Below are 18,249 nucleotides of genomic sequence, written 5' to 3'. Positions count from 1 at the left end.
TCAGACCCTCGTCACGAACCGACGGATCGACGACGCCCGCCCCTCGATCGACGAGGGTCGCGTGATCTCGAACTCGCGACCGGGGAGCCCGAGGGGCCGTCGGCAATTCGTCGGATGCATGATCTTAGCCATGAAGTTCCTAACACAATATACCCTCCTGATTTCAGCAATCGAGGAGTGGCGCGGGGTGAAGGCGGCCTCCTCCACGTCGTCGGCCCGCATCTTCACCAATCACAATAACAACATTCTCTATTTATGTTAGTATTTAGCAATAAATAAAATATTCAATCCAATTCTCTTAACATATTTTCAAACTCCTGATTTCTCCCTCTCCTCCAAGAAACGAGCGGAGAGCCGGGACAATCCCCGCCAGAATCCGCAACTCACGCCCTTCAATATTCGCGTCTTGAACAAGCCCTCAAGGGAAAATCTGATCGCCACGGCGAGGCAGGCGGACGTTTCCGGTCCGGGGTTTTCGGCGAGGACTAAGGTGGGCTGTCGTGGTCGACGGTGAGTTTTCGATTCTTCCGGGGCGAGGAAATTGTGGGCAGGCCAGACGCGGGCGAAGCGCGATGGATCAGGCGCGGATCGCAGATTGTTTGCGGCCTTCGGGTTGGGATGAGAAAGCGGCCGTGGGGGATGGTGGTCGGCCCGGAACCTCTTAATAGCTATCGGCCGTGGGGCGCGAGAAATCCTGTGTAATTTCTAAAATTCCGGTTTACACCCCCGCGGAATTGGAGTACTTTCCGGCCTGTTCGTTTCACCGAGGTTTCGTGCAGCGAAACTCAAGGCTGCGTCGGCATGACCAGGCAAGGAGGCCGGGTATGAACACACATCTTAAGCGCATCTCCCCCAACCCCCACATGTCGCCGTCGTTCCGCGGGTTCGGTCTATGTCAGGACCGGCACCGTTGATTCGCCCAATCGGCGTTGACCGAATGGGGTCGATGAGGTACCGAGTTCGCTCAACCTCACCGATGTGTCGGTCGAGACAGGTTTGGCTCTCGAGGAAACCTCGGGGAGAGGCCGAGTCCCAGGGGCTGGGACAGGCGATCGAGCGATGACGAACCAGATCAAGAGATCAGCAGAATCGCTCGATAAGGCGCGACAATCTATTCAGGAGGATGAGATGCGCAAGTCACGTCGTTTTGCCGGGGTTCGGATGTTCGCCTTGGCTATTGGCATGGTCGCCCTGACCGCCGCGAGCGGTCGTGCGGATGCGATCATCAGCTATGACACTTCGGGCTCGATCGACTCCACGGGGGTCTCCGGGTCGGGCGTGATCAGCTTCATCCCGATCACCGGCAACTCGTTCAACTCGCCCTCGGGCTTCAGCCTGGGTGAGTTCCAGGTCGCGGCGCTGCCCGGCTCTCAATCCACGACGTACACCAACACGCCCTTCCACATCACCTTCCTGGTTTCGTCGGTCGACGGCAAGACGCCGGACCCGAACGAGACCCCGATCAAGGTCAGCGGCGTCCTGAACGGCACCGTGACCGGCGGGAACCAGTCGAGCGTTGTGGCGACCTTCGACCCGATCAGCAACCCCACGTTCCTGACGGGCGACTTCACGAACACCCTGAGCGTCCCCAACAACCCGCTCTCGCTCGTCCCGAACTCGACACTCGGCGGTCAGACCTCGGCCCAGGCGAACCTGGACACGACCCCGGTCAACCCGGTTCCCCCGATCCCCGAGCCGACCTCGGTCGCCATGTTCCTGACGACCCTCGCGGGCCTCGGCGTCCGTCGCCACTTCAAGAATCGCAAGGCTGCCTGAGCGTAAGAGCCCGGCATCCCCGTAGTCATAGGATGGCGTTGGTAGCCCCTCGGTACCGAGGGGCTTTTCCCCTAGGAGTGGTGGTTCCCCCCGATTTTCGCCGAGCTCCCCATGCAGCACCCTCCCAAGACGGCCACGTTGTCCACGATCCTGACCTTCGCCGCGATGTTCTCGCTTCTCGGCTCGGTCTCTCGCGTCGCCGACGCGGGAACGATTACGTATAACACCACGGGCCAGGTCTGGCCGTGGTCCCAGGGTGACGGTGCAGTCCCCGGCTATATCGGCACGAACGTGATCAGCTTCCAAGGTGTCACGAACGGGTCGTTCCAGGCTCCGGGAGCCTTCAGCCTCGGGAACTTCGTGGTTACCCAGCCGACCTCGGGCAGCACAACGTACAACAACGCGGAATTCACCATCGAGCTGCAGACGAATCTCGGCGGGAATGTGGCGTCGTCCCCCTCGGTGTCGCCCTACAGCGCACTCTGGATCGATGGCGTCCTGAACGGAACGGTCTCCGCCTCGGGCGAGTCGAACGTGGTTGCCTCGGTGATCTCCGTGACCCCCGACCAACCGCTCCAGATCCCCGAGAATCTGGCCGTACCGATCCTGGATCTCCCGTTCCCGATCGCGGCGTTCCGCGTCGCGTTGCCGGTCGTGCTCAGCCTGACGCCGGGAGGCGGCGAGACGCCGCTCATGGCCCAGGTCACGACCGTACCGGAGCCATCCCCTCTCGCCATCTCCGCCCTGGCGGTGGCCGGAGTGGCCTGGATTCGGCGGCCTCGTCGCACGAGCGCCACGCCGGTTGCAGGCCTGTCGTTGACCGATCGCTGACCCAGCGCAACCGGTCGCATCACCTGTTGCTGATCCCCCTTTGTATTCCTGAGACTGAGGAGCACAGCCTTGAGACGGATCGGATTCTCCACCCTGGTTTTGGCACTGACGGTCTTCGGCGGCCTGGGAATGAACGCGGCCGAGGCTTCCCCGATCACCTACTCCACCTCGGCCTGGATCGACGGCAACTTCGGCCCCGGCGCCAGCCCGATCTCCCTCGGAACTTCCTCCGGGACGCTCTACACGCCCGGCTCGATCAATCTCGGCACCTTCAACACCTCGTTGAGCCTGCCCGAGTCCGCCAGCCTCACCTACGCCAACACCCCGTTCACGATCGACGTCTACTTCAACACCAGCTCGGGCACGTCGATCCTGCAGGTCAACGGCCTGCTCAACGGGACGATCACCGGGACCACCTCCTCGACCCTGCAAGCCTCGGTCGCGTCGGTGACGAACATCGGTGGCAACCCCCTGCCGTTCCCCCTGGATACCTTCCAGGTGCTCGCCCCGCAGACCATCAGCCCCGGCGGAGCCTCGCCGCTCTACGCCTACGTCAGCTACAACGTCCCCGAGCCGACCACCCTCGCCCTGTGCGGGAGCGTCCTGGCCGGCCTCGCCGTCCGTCGCATGCGTCGCCGGATGGTCGTCGCCTGAGCGGATTGATCGCAGCCATCGGCGAGATTCGTTCGTTGGACAGGCCCCGCACTTTGCTTTGGTGCGGGGCTCCTGTCTGCGCCACGCGAGTCTGACGCTTGATATCGGTCGATCGGGCTCCGCACTCCATCCTTCGTCGACCCGTTAAACCGACGACGACATGGAAGGAGCGGCCTGGGTTCGGCGGAACCATCGCTCGAGGTTCGCGCCGAGGCGGGCCTGTCGTCGAAATGATCGCCGGCCATGGCCGCCGATCGCCCCAGCTAAAGTTAATCCCACCTTTGATTCGCAGCAGCTTAAGATGAGGATCACACCCTTGAACCGCACCCGACTCTCCGCCTTAGTTCTCGCCGTGACCCTGTTAAGTGGCCTGGGGATGAGCTCCGCCGAGGCCTCTCCGATCTCCTATTCGACTTACTATAGTGAGATCGATGGCACTTATGGCCCGTACGCGAGCCCGATCTCGTTCGATGGCAACAGCGGGACGGTCTTCGCCCCCGGCTCGATCAACCTCGGTACCTTCAATACGGCGCTGAACCTGCCCGACTCCGCCAACCTGACCTACTCGAACACCCCGTTCTCGATCTACGTGAACTTCACCACGGCCTCGGGCAATTCGGGCATCCAGATCAACGGGCTCCTGAATGGGACGATCAGCGGGAACTCCTCCTCGGGGTTGCAGGCGACCGTCGCCTCGATCACCGACTGGGGCAACCTCCCATTCCCGCTCAGCAACTTCCACGTGAACGTGCCGCAGACGATCAGCCCGAGCGGCCCCGCCCCGCTCTATGCGTACATCAGCGCCGTCCCGGAGCCGTCGACCCTCGCCCTCTGCGGGACCGTCCTGGCCGGGCTTGCCGTCCGACGCCTGCGCCGTGGTCGCAAGGTCGCCTGAGCTTTCGCATCTCTGGATGCATCGAGTTTTGGATGGGCCCCGCGCTTCGGCGTGGGGCTTTTTGTTTTCTCCGTTCGTCGTCGAGAGCCCGGCGTGAAACCAGCATGGATGACGGCATTTTGGCCGCGGCGAACGACGAGATGGGGGCTCGCCCGCGCAAATGGAGGAGGAACCTCCGACCTTTGCAAGATGAGTGCTTGCCACATCGCCCGTCCGGACCGATCATAAGAAAGTACGAAGGTCCGAAGGCGGATGATCTGACGCCTAGATGGATACGAGGAGCGAAGGTTGATGGCCGCGGGTCCGCTCGAACTCATGGCGAAGGCCCGCGCGGGGGAAACTGACGCGCTAGGCGAGCTCTGCGCCCTGTACCGCAACTACTTGCGAATGGTGGTTCGGACGGGGCTGGGTCCCAAGCTGCGGGAACGCGTCGAGCTCTCGGACGTCGTCCAGGAGGCGCTCGTCGAGGTCATCCGGCAGTTCCCCCAGTTCACCGGCCAGAACGAAGCCGCCCTCGTCGGCTGGCTCCGGCGCCTGGTGGGCCAGAAACTGGCGGACCTGGCCCGGTATCACAACCGGGCCAAGCGTTCCGCGGGGGGCCCGGACGTCCCCCTCGACGCCCCTTGGAATCTGGAAGGGGGGGCCGACCCCGAACGTGGAGGCGGCCGGCTCCTCGACATGCTGGCCCTCGACCAGACGAGCCCGAGCGAGGCGGCGAGCCGCCGAGAGCTCACGGTCCTCCTGGCCGATGCCCTCTCCGACCTCTCCGAACCCGAGGCCGAGGTCCTCTGGCTCTACCACGCCGAAGGGCTCTCATTCGAGGCGATCGGCGACCGGATGGGCCTGAGCCGGAAGTCGATCCGAGGGGTCTGGGCTCGCGGCCTGAAAAGCCTGAAAAAGTCGCTCGACGGGCCCCCCGGGGGGTCTCTGAGGTATCAAGATGGTCCGCCGCTTTGAGACCGACCCGGTCGACCGGGATGAGCAACTGGGAGAGGCGATCGAGGCCTTCCTCGCACTGGCCGAGGGGGGCGAGGCGCCCGACCCCGAGGACTTCGCCGCACGCTATCCGGACCTGAACGACGACCTCCGCGCCGCCCTCGAAGGGCTCGCCCTCGTGCGCGGCCTCGTCGGCGACGGCGGCGGCCCAGGGCATCGTCTCGAATCGGGCCGGCGCATCGCCGGCTATCGGATCGTCCGCGAGCTCGGCCGGGGGGGCATGGGGACCGTCTACGAGGCGGTCCACGTCGGCCTCGACCGACCCGTCGCGCTCAAGGTCCTCGGCACCCACGCCGCCCCCGACTCCACAGGCCGCAGGCGGTTCCTCAATGAGGCACGCACGGCCGCGGGGCTGCACCACACGCACATCGTCCCCGTCTTCGACGTCGGCCAGGTCGGCGGCCTCTGCTACTACGCCATGCAGCGCATCGAGGGGAGCGGCCTCGACAGCGTCCTCCGCCACCTCCGCCGCGATCGGACCGTCGCCGCCGGCAACTCCCAGGGTGGGACGACCTCCCTCAACATGAGCTCCGGCCGTCGAGGCTGGACCCCCCGGTTCTTCAACCGATCGGGCCTGACCCCGATCCATCTTCACCAGCCCGACGACGACAACACGGCCACCTGGGTCGGCCGCAGCCACGGCGATCTCTCCGGGTCGAGCGTCGGCGTGGGAGGCGTCGGCGGGAAGCGTGAGCAGAAGGACGAGCCCCCGCCGTTCGATCCCCCGAGGGGCTCGGCCTATTACCGCTGGGTCGCCGAGGTGGGACGCGAGGCGGCCGAGGCCCTGGCCCATGCCCATCGCCGCGGGATCATCCACCGCGACATCAAGCCCTCGAACCTCCTCGTCGACGCCCGCGGGATCGTATGGGTCGCCGACTTCGGCCTGGCGCGGCGCCTCTCGGATCCCGGCCTGACGCAGCACGACAGCCTGCTCGGCACGCCTCGCTACATGAGCCCCGAGCAGGCCAAGACCGGCGCCATCGACGGCCGCAGCGACGTCTATAGCCTGGGGGCAACCCTCTACGAGCTCCTCACTCTCAGGCCTCCCTTCCAGGGGCAGACGGCGGCCGAGCTCGTGGCCCAGATCGGCTCGAAAGACCCCGTCGCGCCCCGGCAGTACGACAACCGGATCCCCCGCGACCTCGAGACCATCGTCATCAAGGCGCTCGCCAAGCGGCCCGAGGATCGCTATGCGACGGCCATGGACTTCGCCGAGGACCTCGAGCGGTTCCAGCACCACGAGCCGGTCCGCGCCAGGCGGATCAGCTCGATGGGGCGCCTCTGGCGGTTCATGAAGCGCAACCCGACGACCTCGATCGTCTCGGCGACGGCCGCGGCCATGGTCCTGATCGTGACCTCACTCGCCTTCTTCAAGGTCGTCCACGAGCGCGACCAGACCCGCGCGGCGATCCGCTCGCAGCTCTGGCGCGAGTCCTCGGTCGTCCGCCTCTCGAATCTGCCGAATCGCCGCGCGACCGGCCTCGCCCTGCTCAAGGAAGCGGCCGCCATGGGGCCGGAGCCCGCCCTGCGGACCAGGCTCCGGAACGAGGCGGTCGAGTTCCTGATGCTCCGCAACGTCGAGGCCCGCCCCGACTTTCCCACGGGCCCCGCCCGCGCCATCACCTTCGGACCCGAGGGCGCCCGGCTCGCCTCTCTGCCGCAGTTGAACAATGAGAGCGAGGTGGATGAGATCACCTTCTGGGAAGTCGCCACGCGAGAGCCGATCCAGCGGCACAAGCTTAACCTGCTCGGCCAGGAGACCGGCCCCATCCCCGGCGGCACGCCCGGGCAAGGTGGCCGTCAGTGGCGTCCCAGCCTCGTCGGCCTCACGATCATCGGCCAGTGCATCGCCGTGCTCTCGCCCGATGGCCAGGGGGTGCAGCTCTTCGACTCCACCACGGGCGCGAAGCTTCGCGACCTCAAGATGCCCGGCCGGCATCTCCGCTCCCTCCTCGGCGCGACCGACGGCCAGCATTTCGTCACGGTCGAGGCCGTCAGGGATCCGGCAGGCCCCGGTCGCGGCGACTCGCAAGGGCGTCGAGATGGGCGTAACGATCCCTGGCGTATGCCGGTGGAGGTCTGCCTGTACGACATGGAGCAGCCCTCGGCCCCGATCGCGACCCTCATGCACTGGGAGCCGAAATCGGGCCCGGATAGCGGGATCGGCTATCCGATCGCCTCGCTCTCGCCCGACGGGAGGACCGTTGCCACGGCCGGGGCCCGCGAGTCGACCGTCTTCTTGTGGTCTGCCGAGAATGGCCGACCGCTGGACAAGATCGAAACGCAGACCGAGCTTGTGACCCTGACGCTCGGCCCATCGAACCTGCTGGCGACGGCGGGCAACGGGGCGGTCCGGCTCTGGGAGCTCGATTCCAAGACTTCGCTCCCCGGTTTCACGCCATATCAGAGCAGCTTCCGGATCCTCCGCTTCAATCCGAGGGGGACGCTCCTGGCCGTCGGCGGCGGCGGCAACAATGTCGAGCTCTGGGATCCGGCCGCACTCAATGATGCCGTGGCCATCCTCACCACGCCCGAGTCCGTCGTGGATATCGCCTTCTCTCCCGACGGCCAGAATCTCGCCGCGTCGATCCGCGGTTCGTCGGCGACGACGGCGGTCTGGACGATCGACAACCCCGTCGCCCGGGTCCAGCTCGGCGGATTTGAAGGCACCCTGTCGAGCCTGGCCTTTCGCAGCGATGGCCTCCTCGCCATGAGCTCCGTGAAGGGCGTTGTCCGGACGTGGAAGCCCGGGCAATGCCCGGGGGCCCTGCAAAACACCGATGTGAATGTCGTCCCGAGTACGGCCGAGTTCAATAAGGGGAATGGACGGCCCAACGCGCTCGTGTTTGACGACCAGGATCGAATTGTCACGTTCAACTCCGAATCCTTGATCCAAACCTGGATCGGCTCCGCCGAGTCGAAATCCGAACCTCCCTCACAACTCCAGCACGTCGCCAGGCTCCCCCACTCCGAAGGCCGAGGCGGACCGATGCGGGGCGGGCGATTCCTGATGTTCCCCGCGCCGTTGGCGCGGGTGCTGGGGGGCCAGACCCTCTACATAGGGCGAGACTCGCAGGTCCTGGTCTGGCGTTCCAACGATCCGGAGCAAGTCCGGCCCCTGTTGCTGCCTGCATTCCCGGTGAAGGCCGACCACGAGACGAAGAAGGTCGAACCACCCCGGCAGCACAACGGCCGCAACGATTTGCCCCCTTGGCGGCAGATTGTGGCGAACGCCCAGGGCGATCGGCTCTACCTGCTGAGTTACTCCGGCGAGGCCTACGCCGTGACGTACGACGGCTCGACCGCCCAGCGACTCGATTGGGACCTCCCCGATAACCTCTCCTCGCTCGCCATCTCGCCCGACGGCGCGACCCTGGCGTACGGGGATAATAAAGGGAACGTCGCCCTGGTCCGGACCTCGAGCGGGAAGAGCCAGACGAGGCTCCGGACCAGCACCAGCGAGGTTGAGGGGCGTCTCATGACAATGACCTTCTCCCCCGACGGTCACGAACTCGCCGTCAGCACGGGCCAGGGTCCGATCGAGATCTGGTCGACCTCCGACACATCCGCCCCGATCCTGCGACTTCCCAACCATCGCGGGATCGTCAACACGATGGCGTATGACCCGAAGGGGCGTTACCTGGCCACCGGTCGATACCTCGCCTCGGGCGGCACCGACAAATCGGTCGATGTCTGGGACCTCGACCGCATCCGAGCGGGGCTCGATCGGATCGGCCTCGCCTGGTGACGAAACCAGGGCCGGCCAGGGTCGTGCCAATCCCGACAACCGGGGCGTTGCGCCCGGGACTTCGCGACCGCGGCCCGAAACGCTCGCGAGGCTCCCCGGCTCCAGCCGATCCCGGTCGGCAGAGGCAACTCTCCAGGGATTGTTCATGCGTCACGAATGCGACGGCGGGTAACAACGTTCTTCCTGGCCATTCGCACGGTGGGCGATCGATAAGCCGGTCCTCGTTCGGCCCGGCGCCCTGCGATCGAGCGGCTTGATCTCGGTGGACCAAAGTCGACCGCTTGGGTAGAGTGAAGAAACTTTGAGTGAAGAAACTGCATCGAATCGGCCGAAGGGACTTGCCCTCGAAGATGGGGTGACGACCGGCCGTCGAAGATAAACTCACCTGCTGACGTGGAGGGAAGGGATGCCCGCGGATTCGAATATCTCGATCCACTACCAGCTCACATCCGGCGATTTCGCGAGACTCTCCAGGAAACGCAGCCTGCCGGATCACCCCACGCTGGGGCATCCCGAGTGTGCCCTCCGCAAACCTCGCAACGCCGAGCGGATCGCGCTGGGCGTCGCGTTCACACTCGGCTTCAGCCTGATGCTTGGCCTCGCCTTCTGGAGCAGCCTGGCGAAGCATGGGGCCTGGGTCATCGTCCCGCTCGTGCTCGTAGGCGAGGTCTCGGTCTATGGGCTCATCCAGGCCTATCGGGCTTGCATCTTCCGCGCCTGGCGCAACGCCGGCCTCTTCGACGAGCGCTGGGTGAGCCTCACCTCGGACGGGGTCGTGGTCAACGAGCCACATGCCGGGGTCCGCAGGTTTCCCTGGTCGGCGATCCCCGGCGCGAGCATCGACGCCGAGCACGTGACCCTCGCCCTCAGCCCCAGGCCCCCGGCGGAATGGCCGGCCTCCAGCATCCTGTTCATCCCCCGCGCCGCGTTCAACCACAGCGACGAGGCGCAGGAGTTCGCCGCCTTCGCCGAGGCCCAGCGGGCCGCCGCCAAGGGCAAGTCGGGTGGCTCGGAGACCGAGGAGGGGCTCGCGACGATCCCCAGCTCGATCTCCGTTAACTATCAACTGGATGGGATGGACTTCAAGCGACTTTACGAGCAGTCGTGGACGGTGCTGAGCTACCGACATTTCCGCGAGATCCTGGCCGTGGCCTTGCTGGCCGAGCTCGTGCTGGTCTCCACATTCCTGCCGCCTGCGGGCCCCGGCGGCTGGAAAGAGTTCATGCTGTTCGGGCTCTCGCTCGCAGGCCAGTATGGGATCCTCCTCTGGCTGATCCACTGGTGGGGAGAGCGCGTCTGGCGGCGGGCCGGGTTCTTCGAAGGCCACACCATCACCTTGTCGCCGAGCGGCGTCTCAGTGCGCTGCCGACGGGGCGGCGAATGGTGGCTGACCTGGGACGAGATCGAGAGCACGTACCTCGACGATCGCTCGGTGGTCGTGAAGATCCCCTCGAGGCGCATCCCCCTCATCGTGCCGCGATCGGCCTTCGAGACGGCGGAAGCCGCCGAGGCCTTCGTCTCCGCCGCCGAGCGATGGCGGATCGCCTGCGCCGACCCGGATCCGAGCAACGGCCGGATCGAAACACGTCGGCCCCACGATCCTTCCCGACGTCAGACGGCCTGACCTTCACTCTCGAGCGAACACCATGCTGCGGACGGTCTTCCGTTACTTGCTCTCCGTTTTCTTCATCTACGCGGGGTTCAACCACCTCCGCTCGCCCGAGCCGTTCGTCGCCATCATGCCTCGCATACTCCCCTGGCCGTACGCCCTGGTGGCGATCAGCGGCTGGGCTGAGATCATTGGTGGGCTCGGGGTCATCCTGGCGCAAACCCGACGCATCGCCGGTTGGGGACTGATCGCCCTCTTGATCGCGGTCTTCCCCGCCAACATCCAGGCCGCTATCCACGGCATGGAGTTGGGAGGCAAGCCCGTCGCTCCCTGGATTCTCTGGGTACGACTCCCCTTCCAATTCATCTTCATCGCGTGGGTCTACTGGACGTGTGAGCTCGGCAAGCGCAAAACCCCCGCCGAGAAACCATCCAAGATCACGAATGTTGATGAGATCGCCTGAAGTTCCCTCAACTCATTGAGCCGACTCCCCTGCTTTCGCAAGATCGCCTGGATTGGCTCAATGATCCATCCCGCCTGACCGATGAGACTTGTTGCGGCTACCCTGGCTCGGCCTTGAGCCGACGCGGTCCGAGCGGGTATAACAAAGCGCGTGCCTGGCCGGGCGGCACGGAGTGTCACATGCCTCGGCGCAACTCGACCTTCAAGGGGACGTTGCGGCTGACGACGTCCAGGGAGACGGACCCGTGCCCCTTACCTCGCCTCCGGCCCGGAGTGGCCGCGTGCGGTCGACCCTAGCCCTGACGCTTGCGCTGATCCTCGGGGCGACCGCGAAGGGCCAGGAGCCCGCGCCCGAAGCCAGGAAGATCCCCGACGCGCTCAACTTCGCCAACGGCCTCTTCCGCGACAAGCGGTACGAGCTCGCCGCCCAGGAATACGAGCGCTTCCTGAAGGAAGCCAAGTCGGCCCCCGACATCGCCGACGCCTGGTTCGGCCTGGCCAACGCCCGACTCTTCCGCGGCCAGTACGACCTCTCCCGGCGCGCGTTCGAAGCCTTCATCAAGGCGGCTCCCGAGCATCCGAACACCCTGACGGCTCAGTACCGGATCGGCGAGACGTCGTACATGCTCGGCGACCTGCCCTATGCCCGCAGGGCCTTCGAGTCGTTCGTCGCGAAGGCGAAGACGCACAAGAACCTCGAGACGGCCTGGCCCTATCTCGGCGAGGTCTGCCTCCGGATGCGCGACTATCCTCGCGCCCGGCAGGCCTACGAGGAGTCGCTCTCCAAGAACCCCGATGGCCGGCTCGCCGACCGCGCCCGGTTCGGCCTGGGGAAGGCCCTCACCGCCCTGAACGAGCCCGATGAGGCGAGGAAGGTCCTCACCGAGCTCGCCAAGCGCGGGGGGGAATGGGCCGAACGCGCCTGGCTCCAGCTCGGGCAGGTGGAGATGAACACCGGCCGCAACGCCGAGGCCGTCACCGCCTACGAGACGCTCGAGCAGGTCGCCCCCAAGAGCCCCCTCATCGCCGAGGCCAAGCTCAACCGCGCGGAGGCCCTCATCAAGCTCGACCGCCGCGACGAGGCCGAGACCCTGCTGAAGACGCTCGGCACCGACGCCTCGCGGAACGTCGGGGCGCAGGCCGCCTTCGCCCTCGGCTCGTCCCAGCTCGAACGCGGGCAGGCCGCCGAGGCTTTGGAGACGCTCGATGGCGCGAAGGTCAAATTCGCCAAGTCGACCATGAACTCGGCGATCGCCTTCCGCGGCGCCGAGGCGTCGTTGAAGCTCGGCAAGACCGAGGATGCCCGCACCCGCTTCCTCCAGATCGTCAAGGCCGACGGCAAGGACCCGCTCGCCGACGACGCCCTGATCCGCGCCGCGCGTATCACGATGGACGGCCGCGACTTCAAGGGGGCCAAGGCCCTCATCGCCTCGTTCAACTCCCGGTATCCGGACAGCCCGCTCAAGTCCGACGCCCACCTGATCGAGGCCCGCGTGGCGATGGCCGAGGAGCGCTACAAGGACGCCGTCGCGACCCTCGAAAAGTCGCTCGCCGAGGACCAGCCGAGCCCCGAGAATGTGCAGGCCGAGCGTTACTATCTGGGGCTCGCCTATCGCAACGACGGCCAGTCCGAGAAGGCCGACGAGATCCTCGCCACGCTCGCCAAGTCCCCGACCGCCCCCGCGGGCACGAACGCCCAGTATCTACTCGGCCAGGGACACTTCGAGGCCAAGCGCTACGCCGAGGCGATCCCCGCGCTCGAGGCCTACCTCGCGAGCAAGCCCGCCGGTGACGTCGCGGCCGACGCCCTGACCCGGATCGTCTGGGCACGGCTCGAACTTGGCCAGGTCGACGAGGCCTCGAAGTCGTTCGGCGAGCTCGCCGAGAAGTTCCCCAAGCACAAGGACCTGAACCAGACGCGGCTCCGACTGGCCTGGAACCTCCTCGATAAGGAGAAGCCCGAGCAGGCCGCCGCGGCCTTCGCCGCCGTGCTGGCCGCCGCGCCCGAGGACACCCTCGCCCCCGAGGCCGCGCTGGGCGTCGCCCGCGCCCAGGACGCCGCCAAGCAGGTGGACCAGGCCCTCGAGTCCTACGCCAAGGTCGCCGAGAACTACCCCCAGAGCGAGCAGGCCACGCTCGCGACGCTGGCCAGGGCCCGCCTGCTGGTCGAGGCCAAGAAGCCCGCCGAGGGGGCCGAGATCTACGACAAGTTCTTCCGGGACCATGTCGACCCCACCACGATCCCCAAAGGGACGGAGATCGACGCGCTCCTGAGCGAGTGGGGCTGGGCCCTGGTCGACGCCGGCAAGACGGCCGAGGCCGACGCCACCTTCGCCCGCTTGCTGAAGGAGTTCCCCGACAGCCCCCACGCGGCCGACGCCCGGGTGAATCTCGCCGACACCGCCTACCGCGAGAAGAAGTACGACGAGGTCCTGAACCTGCTCAACCCGCTCGTCGCCGAAGGGGCGACGCTCCCCGAGCGTGTGGGGCCCTCCGCCCTGCTCCTGATGGCCCAGGCCCAGGACAAGCGCAAGGAGTGGCCGGCCGCCGCCAAGACGCTCGACCGGCTCGACAAGGACTTCAAGGAGAACCCGTACCGCCGCGAGGCGAAGTTCCTACGTGCGGATGTGGCCCTCAAGAACGGGGAGGCCGAGGCGGCCGAGGCCGGTTTCGCGGCCCTGATCGCCGAGCCCGCCGCCGAGACCGACCCCGAACGCTTCGGCGCGGCCTTGCGACGAGCACGGATCCAGTGCCTCCTCACCCTGAAGCGTTGGGAACCCTTGCTCGCGGCGGCCGACGAGTTCAAGGCGCAAGTTTCCAAGGACCCCTTGATGGCGGAGGTCGACTACGCCCGGGGCCAGGCCTTGCAGAGCCTCGGCCGGTTCGACGACGCGAGAGAGGCCTACAAGGCGGTCATCGAGGCCCGCAAGGGGGGCGAGCTGGCCGCCAGGGCCCAGTTCATGCGAGGGGAAACGTACTTCCATCAGAAGAACTACGAGGAAGCCCGCCGCGAGTTCTTCATGGTCGATACCCTGTACGACGCCCCCTCCCTCCAGGCCGCCGCACTCCTCGAAGCGGGAAAAGTCTATGAACGACTCGACCGCTGGGACCTCGCCGCCGAAACTTATGAAGGGTTGCGCGCCAAGTTCCCCGATGACCCGAAGGCCGCGGACGCGAAAGGCCTGCTGGAGGCCGCGAAACAGCACGCACAGGCCTCCTCGGGCACCGAGACTCGCTGACCGCACCAGCCCGCGCAACCCGCACGACCTCGACTCGCGGCGACACCTGACTCCCATCGATTGGGAAGGATCTCATTCAATGGATCGATCGAAGTCCTCTCGCCGAGCTTTGGCGCGGGCGGGTCTCGGCCTGGCCCTGGCGACCTTCCTGCTCTCCGCGGGCGCCGACGCCGCCCCGGCCGGGTCGGGAGCCAGCATGGAACTCGAGTCGATCGGCCCCATCGCCAAGCGCCTGGCCGGCGAGGCCGCGGCCTGGTATCAGCGGACCGCCCCCGCCGCCCGGATCACCTGGGCCGGGCTCGCCGCCTGCGCGACCCTCGGGCTCATGGTCGTCTTCGAGCGGATGATCCGCCTCCGTCGCCGGAAGGTCGTCCCGCGCGACTTCGTCAATCGCTTCCTCGCCCGGATCCAGGAAGGCAAGCTCGACCGCGGCAAGGCCCTCGACTTCTGCGAGCTGAACCCGAGCCCCGCCGCCCGCGTTGCCCTCGGCGCGATCCGACGCTGGGATCGGCCGGCGATCGACCAGGAGCGCGTGGTGTCGATGACCTGCCGGACCGAGTCCGACCGGCTCCGACGCAACGTCGGCACCCTGAAGCGGCTCGCCGTCCTCGCCCCCATGATCGGCCTGCTGGGCAGCCTCTTCGCCGCCGAGCGAGTCCTCGCGGCCGCCGCCCCCGGCGCGGGCGAAGCTCATTGGGGCCCCGGACTTGCCGCTGCCCTCTCCCCGCTGACGGCCGGCGTGGCGCTCGCGATCATCGCCCTCGTCGCTTATGATGGGCTGGTCGGTAAGATCGAGGCCATGGTCGAGACCCTCGAGCGCATCGGCGTGGAGACCATGGACGCCATCGCGATGTCGACCCCGGGCGAGACGCGAGGCAATGTCGGCGGCGGAGCCCGTACGCCCCACTCCCACTCGATCCGGATCGAGGTCCCCGAGCCCCACATCCGGCCCAGCACCCGTGGGGCCGAATTCGACTGACCCGCCCGAGAATCGTCACGACCGGACCAGGCCACGGATGGTGGGCCCCGCATTTTTCTTCTAAAGTAGTCGTCCGAGCGGGAGTCGATCGTCCCAAAGGATCCCGCGGGAGGGCGAGGCATGACGCAATGACCGGCCTGGACCTGGAATCGTTCCTCCACCTGCTGCGAGCCGACGTGGGCGCCTGGACCACGCTCGGCCTGATTGGTTTCCTCCTCGCCATCATGACGTGGACGAGCTGGGGGTCGAGGCGGGCGCTCCGCAAGTGCCTGGTGCTCTCGATCGTCGCGCACGCCGGCGTCATCCTCTACGGCAGCACGCATCCGTTCGTCCTCATGGCCTTGCGCTCCAAGGACCGTGCCGACGACGACCGCGAACGGATCCGCCAGATCAAGGTGACCCCCGCCGCCGAGCGCGAGGCCACCGCCGCCTCCAGACGCTCGCGGAGGGACGGCAAGGCCGCCCAGCCCTGGGAAGTCCAGCCCGAGACCCTCGCCCTGGCCGAAGCCAGGCCGGAACGCCCTCGCCCCGAGCTCGCCGCCCGCGACATCCAGCCCGACCAGCCCCCCGAGATGGCCGCGCCCGAGGCCGTTGCCCCGGATATCGAGACGTCCGTCCCCCCGGCACCTGAGGCCGCCCCCTCCGAACCCGCCGAGGAATCGGTCTCCCTGCCGGACCAGGCCGCCCCCAACGACCCGGGCGAGATCGCCGCGCCGATCATCGCGAAGCCCGACACCCCGGAGCCGTCGGCCGCCGAGTCCTCCCCGATCGACCACTCTCGCACGCGCCGACGCCCCGCAGGGGCCGCGAAGCTCGCCAATCGCCAGGCGAACCTGGGCAGATCGACCAACCATGCCCCCGAGCCGCCCCCGCCAACAGAGGCGGCCGTGGAGCCCCTCGCCCCGATCGCGCTCTCCGGCCCATCCAACGCGTCGGGCGAAGCCTCACCCCCTGAAGAGTCGGCTCCCCCCGTCGAGGCCCCCAAGGTCGCGATGGAGGATCCCGACTCCACCGGTGTCTCCGGCCGGGTCGTGAAGCGCGAGGAGGCAAAAGAGGCCCCCCCCGACGTCCTGGACACGAAGGTCCGCCGCAATACGCGCCCCTCGCGGCCGAAGGCCGGCTCGTCCGGTTCCGGCCTCGCCGACCAGAAGGCGAAGGCCCTTGAAGGGCTCGCGCTCTCGCGGGCCACGCCGAGCGGCCTCTCCAGACTCCCAGATGTCCAGAGATCGATCGGCAGCCGCCCCCTGACCGAGGTCCCCGAGGTCTACCGCTCCCGGCTCGACCCGAATCGATCGACGGTCGCACAGCGGGCCGGGGCGAGTGCCGCGAGCGAGCAGGCGGTCGAGCGCGCCCTCGACTGGCTGGCCCGACACCAGGACGCCGATGGCCGCTGGGATGGCGGCGTCGCCCGCGACGCCGACGACCAGCCGATCCGCAAGGACGACGACTACACCGTCCACTGCCCCCCCGGCGACCCCTGCGCGGGCGAGTGCCTCTACTGGGAGGCCGACACGGCCCTGACCGGCCTGGCCCTGCTCGCCTACCTCGGCTCGGGCTACACGCACGTCGACGGCAAATACACCGAGACCGTGGGTAAGGGGCTCGACTTCCTCCGCAAGATCCAGACGCCCGACGGGGACCTCCGCGGCCAGAGCCGGGCGGTCGGCATGTACTGCCATGCCATGGCCTCACTCGCGCTCTGCGAGGCCTATGCACTTACCGGCGACGAACGCCTGCGCGGCCCCGTCGAGCGAGCCGTCGGATTCCTGATCCGTTCCAGGGCCGCCGACGGCCAGGCCTGGCGCTACTCGCCCGGGGCCCGGATCGGCGACACGAGCATCCTCGGCTGGGTGGTCATGGTCCTCAAGACGGCCAAGGTGGTGGGCATCCCCGTCTCGAACGGGATCCAGGGGGGGACGCTGACCTGGCTCAACCGGGTCTCGAGCGGGCCTGACCGCGGCCTGGCAAGCTACCAGCCGGGCGAGCCCCCCACGCCGACGATGACGGCCGAGGCCTGGGTCTGCCGCCAGTTCTTGGGGGTCGGCGGCCCGAGCCTCTCCAGCTCCGAGGCGGCGGAGGAACTGCTCGCCAACGGCCCTGATCGCCCCGGCAAGGAGTCGTTCAACCTGTATTACTGGTACTACGGCACCCTCGCCATGTACCAGTACGGCGGCTCGGCCTGGTCGCAGTGGAACGCCCAGGTCCGTGACCAACTCGTGCGCCGACAGCGGCTCGACGGCCACCGGGTCGGGAGTTGGGATCCCGACGACACCCTCTACGGCTCCCGAGGCGGCCGGATCTACAGCACCGCACTCGCCACGTTGACCCTCGAGGTTTACTACCGCTTCCTCCGCCTCTACAACGACCCGGATATCACGCCGGTGGCCCCGGGTCGGCCGTCGCGACGCCTCAGTACGTCGCCGTCGCCGAACCGCTCGTAACACTACTTCTTCGAGACGTAGCGGTTCCCGGCGATGTAGTATCGCAGTGGGCGCTCGGCCCATTCCCCGGCGTAGTCGACGCCGATCCGGGGTCGGGTGACGATCTCGAACGGCTCCTCCGCCTCCGGCCTGGCGACGAAGAAGTCGTCGCTCAGGAGGTCGTGGCGGTTCAGAGTCCGGTCGATCCCCATCGCCCGGCAGAGCAGACCGGGCCCTTGCGTCCGCCCCTCAATGTTTTCCACCGGCTCGAGGGCACGCAATAGAACCGCCGAGGCGAGGCCCTCGGCCTGGGTGACGACGTTCATGCAGTGGTACATGCCGTAGATCAGGTAGACGTAGGCATGTCCCGGTGGCCCGAACATGACCTCGGTCCTGGGCGTGCGCCCCTTGGACGAATGCGCGGCGAGATCGTGGGGGCCGAGATAGGCCTCGGTCTCCACGATCCGGCCGACCCTCGTCTCGTCCCCCGATCGGCGTACCAGGAGCATCCCGAGGAGCTCCTGGGCCACGATCTCAGTCTCTCGGTCGTAGAAACGCCTCGGGAGTTTTTTCAAAGGATCGTCTTCGCTTTCGGCCTCGACAGGGGTCGGGCCATCGCGTCTGGAAGCGATGGCCCGAT

General features: G+C 67.2%; 13 protein-coding genes. 11 read left to right on the top strand and 2 right to left on the bottom strand.

Features of this window, described 5'->3' with window-relative positions; translation table 11 throughout:
• Positions 1-132 (bottom strand): hypothetical protein, encoded by a 132-nt coding sequence (locus ACOYYX_RS02925; protein WP_422928439.1) that lies wholly within the window; start codon positions 130-132, stop codon positions 1-3.
• Between the two features lie 996 nt (positions 133-1,128).
• On the opposite strand from ACOYYX_RS02925, the gene ACOYYX_RS02920 reads away from it, so the two are divergent.
• The 11 genes from ACOYYX_RS02920 to ACOYYX_RS02870 all read left to right on the top strand — a co-directional run bounded on the left by ACOYYX_RS02920 (position 1,129) and on the right by ACOYYX_RS02870 (position 17,630).
• Positions 1,129-1,776 carry a PEP-CTERM sorting domain-containing protein gene (locus tag ACOYYX_RS02920; protein ID WP_422928438.1) on the top strand — a complete coding sequence of 216 codons (648 nt, stop codon included), beginning with the start codon at positions 1,129-1,131 and terminating at the stop codon, positions 1,774-1,776.
• Between the two features lie 111 nt (positions 1,777-1,887).
• A complete protein-coding gene (locus tag ACOYYX_RS02915; RefSeq protein WP_422928437.1) occupies positions 1,888-2,607 on the top strand; it encodes a hypothetical protein in 720 nt (239 codons plus the stop codon).
• A gap of 69 nt (positions 2,608-2,676) precedes the next feature.
• Positions 2,677-3,261, top strand: coding sequence for a PEP-CTERM sorting domain-containing protein (locus tag ACOYYX_RS02910; protein WP_422928436.1), 585 nt, complete (start codon positions 2,677-2,679; stop codon positions 3,259-3,261).
• Between the two features lie 316 nt (positions 3,262-3,577).
• On the top strand, positions 3,578-4,156 hold the full coding sequence (locus tag ACOYYX_RS02905) for a PEP-CTERM sorting domain-containing protein (RefSeq protein ID WP_422928435.1): 579 nt from the start codon (positions 3,578-3,580) through the stop codon (positions 4,154-4,156).
• Positions 4,157-4,447: 291 nt separating this feature from the next.
• Positions 4,448-5,113, top strand: a complete 666-nt coding sequence (locus ACOYYX_RS02900; protein ID WP_422928434.1) for a sigma-70 family RNA polymerase sigma factor — start codon at positions 4,448-4,450, stop codon at positions 5,111-5,113.
• On the top strand, positions 5,097-8,900 hold the full coding sequence (locus ACOYYX_RS02895; protein WP_422928433.1) for a WD40 repeat domain-containing serine/threonine protein kinase: 3,804 nt from the start codon (positions 5,097-5,099) through the stop codon (positions 8,898-8,900). The genes ACOYYX_RS02900 and ACOYYX_RS02895 overlap by 17 nt, the downstream gene beginning before the upstream one ends.
• 406 nt (positions 8,901-9,306) lie before the next feature.
• Entirely contained in the window at positions 9,307-10,524 is a 1,218-nt protein-coding gene (locus tag ACOYYX_RS02890; protein ID WP_422928432.1) for a hypothetical protein, read from the top strand.
• Positions 10,525-10,546: 22 nt separating this feature from the next.
• The gene (locus ACOYYX_RS02885) at positions 10,547-10,972 is read left to right on the top strand and encodes a DoxX family protein (RefSeq protein ID WP_422928431.1); all 426 of its coding nucleotides are present in this window, start codon (positions 10,547-10,549) and stop codon (positions 10,970-10,972) included.
• Between the two features lie 280 nt (positions 10,973-11,252).
• Entirely contained in the window at positions 11,253-14,210 is a 2,958-nt protein-coding gene (locus ACOYYX_RS02880) for a tetratricopeptide repeat protein (protein WP_422928430.1), read from the top strand.
• A 79-nt stretch (positions 14,211-14,289) separates the two neighbouring features.
• Positions 14,290-15,189 (top strand): MotA/TolQ/ExbB proton channel family protein, encoded by a 900-nt coding sequence (locus ACOYYX_RS02875; RefSeq protein WP_422928429.1) that lies wholly within the window; start codon positions 14,290-14,292, stop codon positions 15,187-15,189.
• A gap of 128 nt (positions 15,190-15,317) precedes the next feature.
• Complete coding sequence (locus tag ACOYYX_RS02870; RefSeq protein WP_422928428.1) at positions 15,318-17,630, top strand: hypothetical protein; 2,313 nt, start codon at positions 15,318-15,320, stop codon at positions 17,628-17,630.
• A gap of 2 nt (positions 17,631-17,632) precedes the next feature.
• On the opposite strand, the gene ACOYYX_RS02865 is transcribed toward ACOYYX_RS02870, so the two are convergent.
• Positions 17,633-18,184 (bottom strand): DNA-3-methyladenine glycosylase, encoded by a 552-nt coding sequence (locus tag ACOYYX_RS02865; protein WP_422928427.1) that lies wholly within the window; start codon positions 18,182-18,184, stop codon positions 17,633-17,635.
• Positions 18,185-18,249: the final 65 nt, after the last annotated feature.

The organism is Singulisphaera chitinilytica, assembly GCF_049331405.1.
GTDB lineage: Bacteria > Planctomycetota > Planctomycetia > Isosphaerales > Isosphaeraceae > PoT.
The sequence above is the reverse complement of the archived record's forward strand: the minus strand, read 5'-3'. Positions and strand labels throughout refer to the sequence as shown.

Excerpts from the sequence above, each read along its gene's own strand:
- ACOYYX_RS02925 (WP_422928439.1), bottom strand. The coding sequence starts at position 132 with ATGGCTAAGATCATGCATCCGACGAATTGCCGACGGCCCCTCGGGCTC.
- ACOYYX_RS02920 (WP_422928438.1), top strand. The coding sequence starts at position 1,129 with ATGCGCAAGTCACGTCGTTTTGCCGGGGTTCGGATGTTCGCCTTGGCT.
- ACOYYX_RS02915 (WP_422928437.1), top strand. The coding sequence starts at position 1,888 with ATGCAGCACCCTCCCAAGACGGCCACGTTGTCCACGATCCTGACCTTC.
- ACOYYX_RS02900 (WP_422928434.1), top strand. The coding sequence starts at position 4,448 with ATGGCCGCGGGTCCGCTCGAACTCATGGCGAAGGCCCGCGCGGGGGAA.
- ACOYYX_RS02895 (WP_422928433.1), top strand. The coding sequence starts at position 5,097 with ATGGTCCGCCGCTTTGAGACCGACCCGGTCGACCGGGATGAGCAACTG.
- ACOYYX_RS02890 (WP_422928432.1), top strand. The coding sequence starts at position 9,307 with ATGCCCGCGGATTCGAATATCTCGATCCACTACCAGCTCACATCCGGC.
- ACOYYX_RS02885 (WP_422928431.1), top strand. The coding sequence starts at position 10,547 with ATGCTGCGGACGGTCTTCCGTTACTTGCTCTCCGTTTTCTTCATCTAC.
- ACOYYX_RS02875 (WP_422928429.1), top strand. The coding sequence starts at position 14,290 with ATGGATCGATCGAAGTCCTCTCGCCGAGCTTTGGCGCGGGCGGGTCTC.
- ACOYYX_RS02870 (WP_422928428.1), top strand. The coding sequence starts at position 15,318 with ATGACCGGCCTGGACCTGGAATCGTTCCTCCACCTGCTGCGAGCCGAC.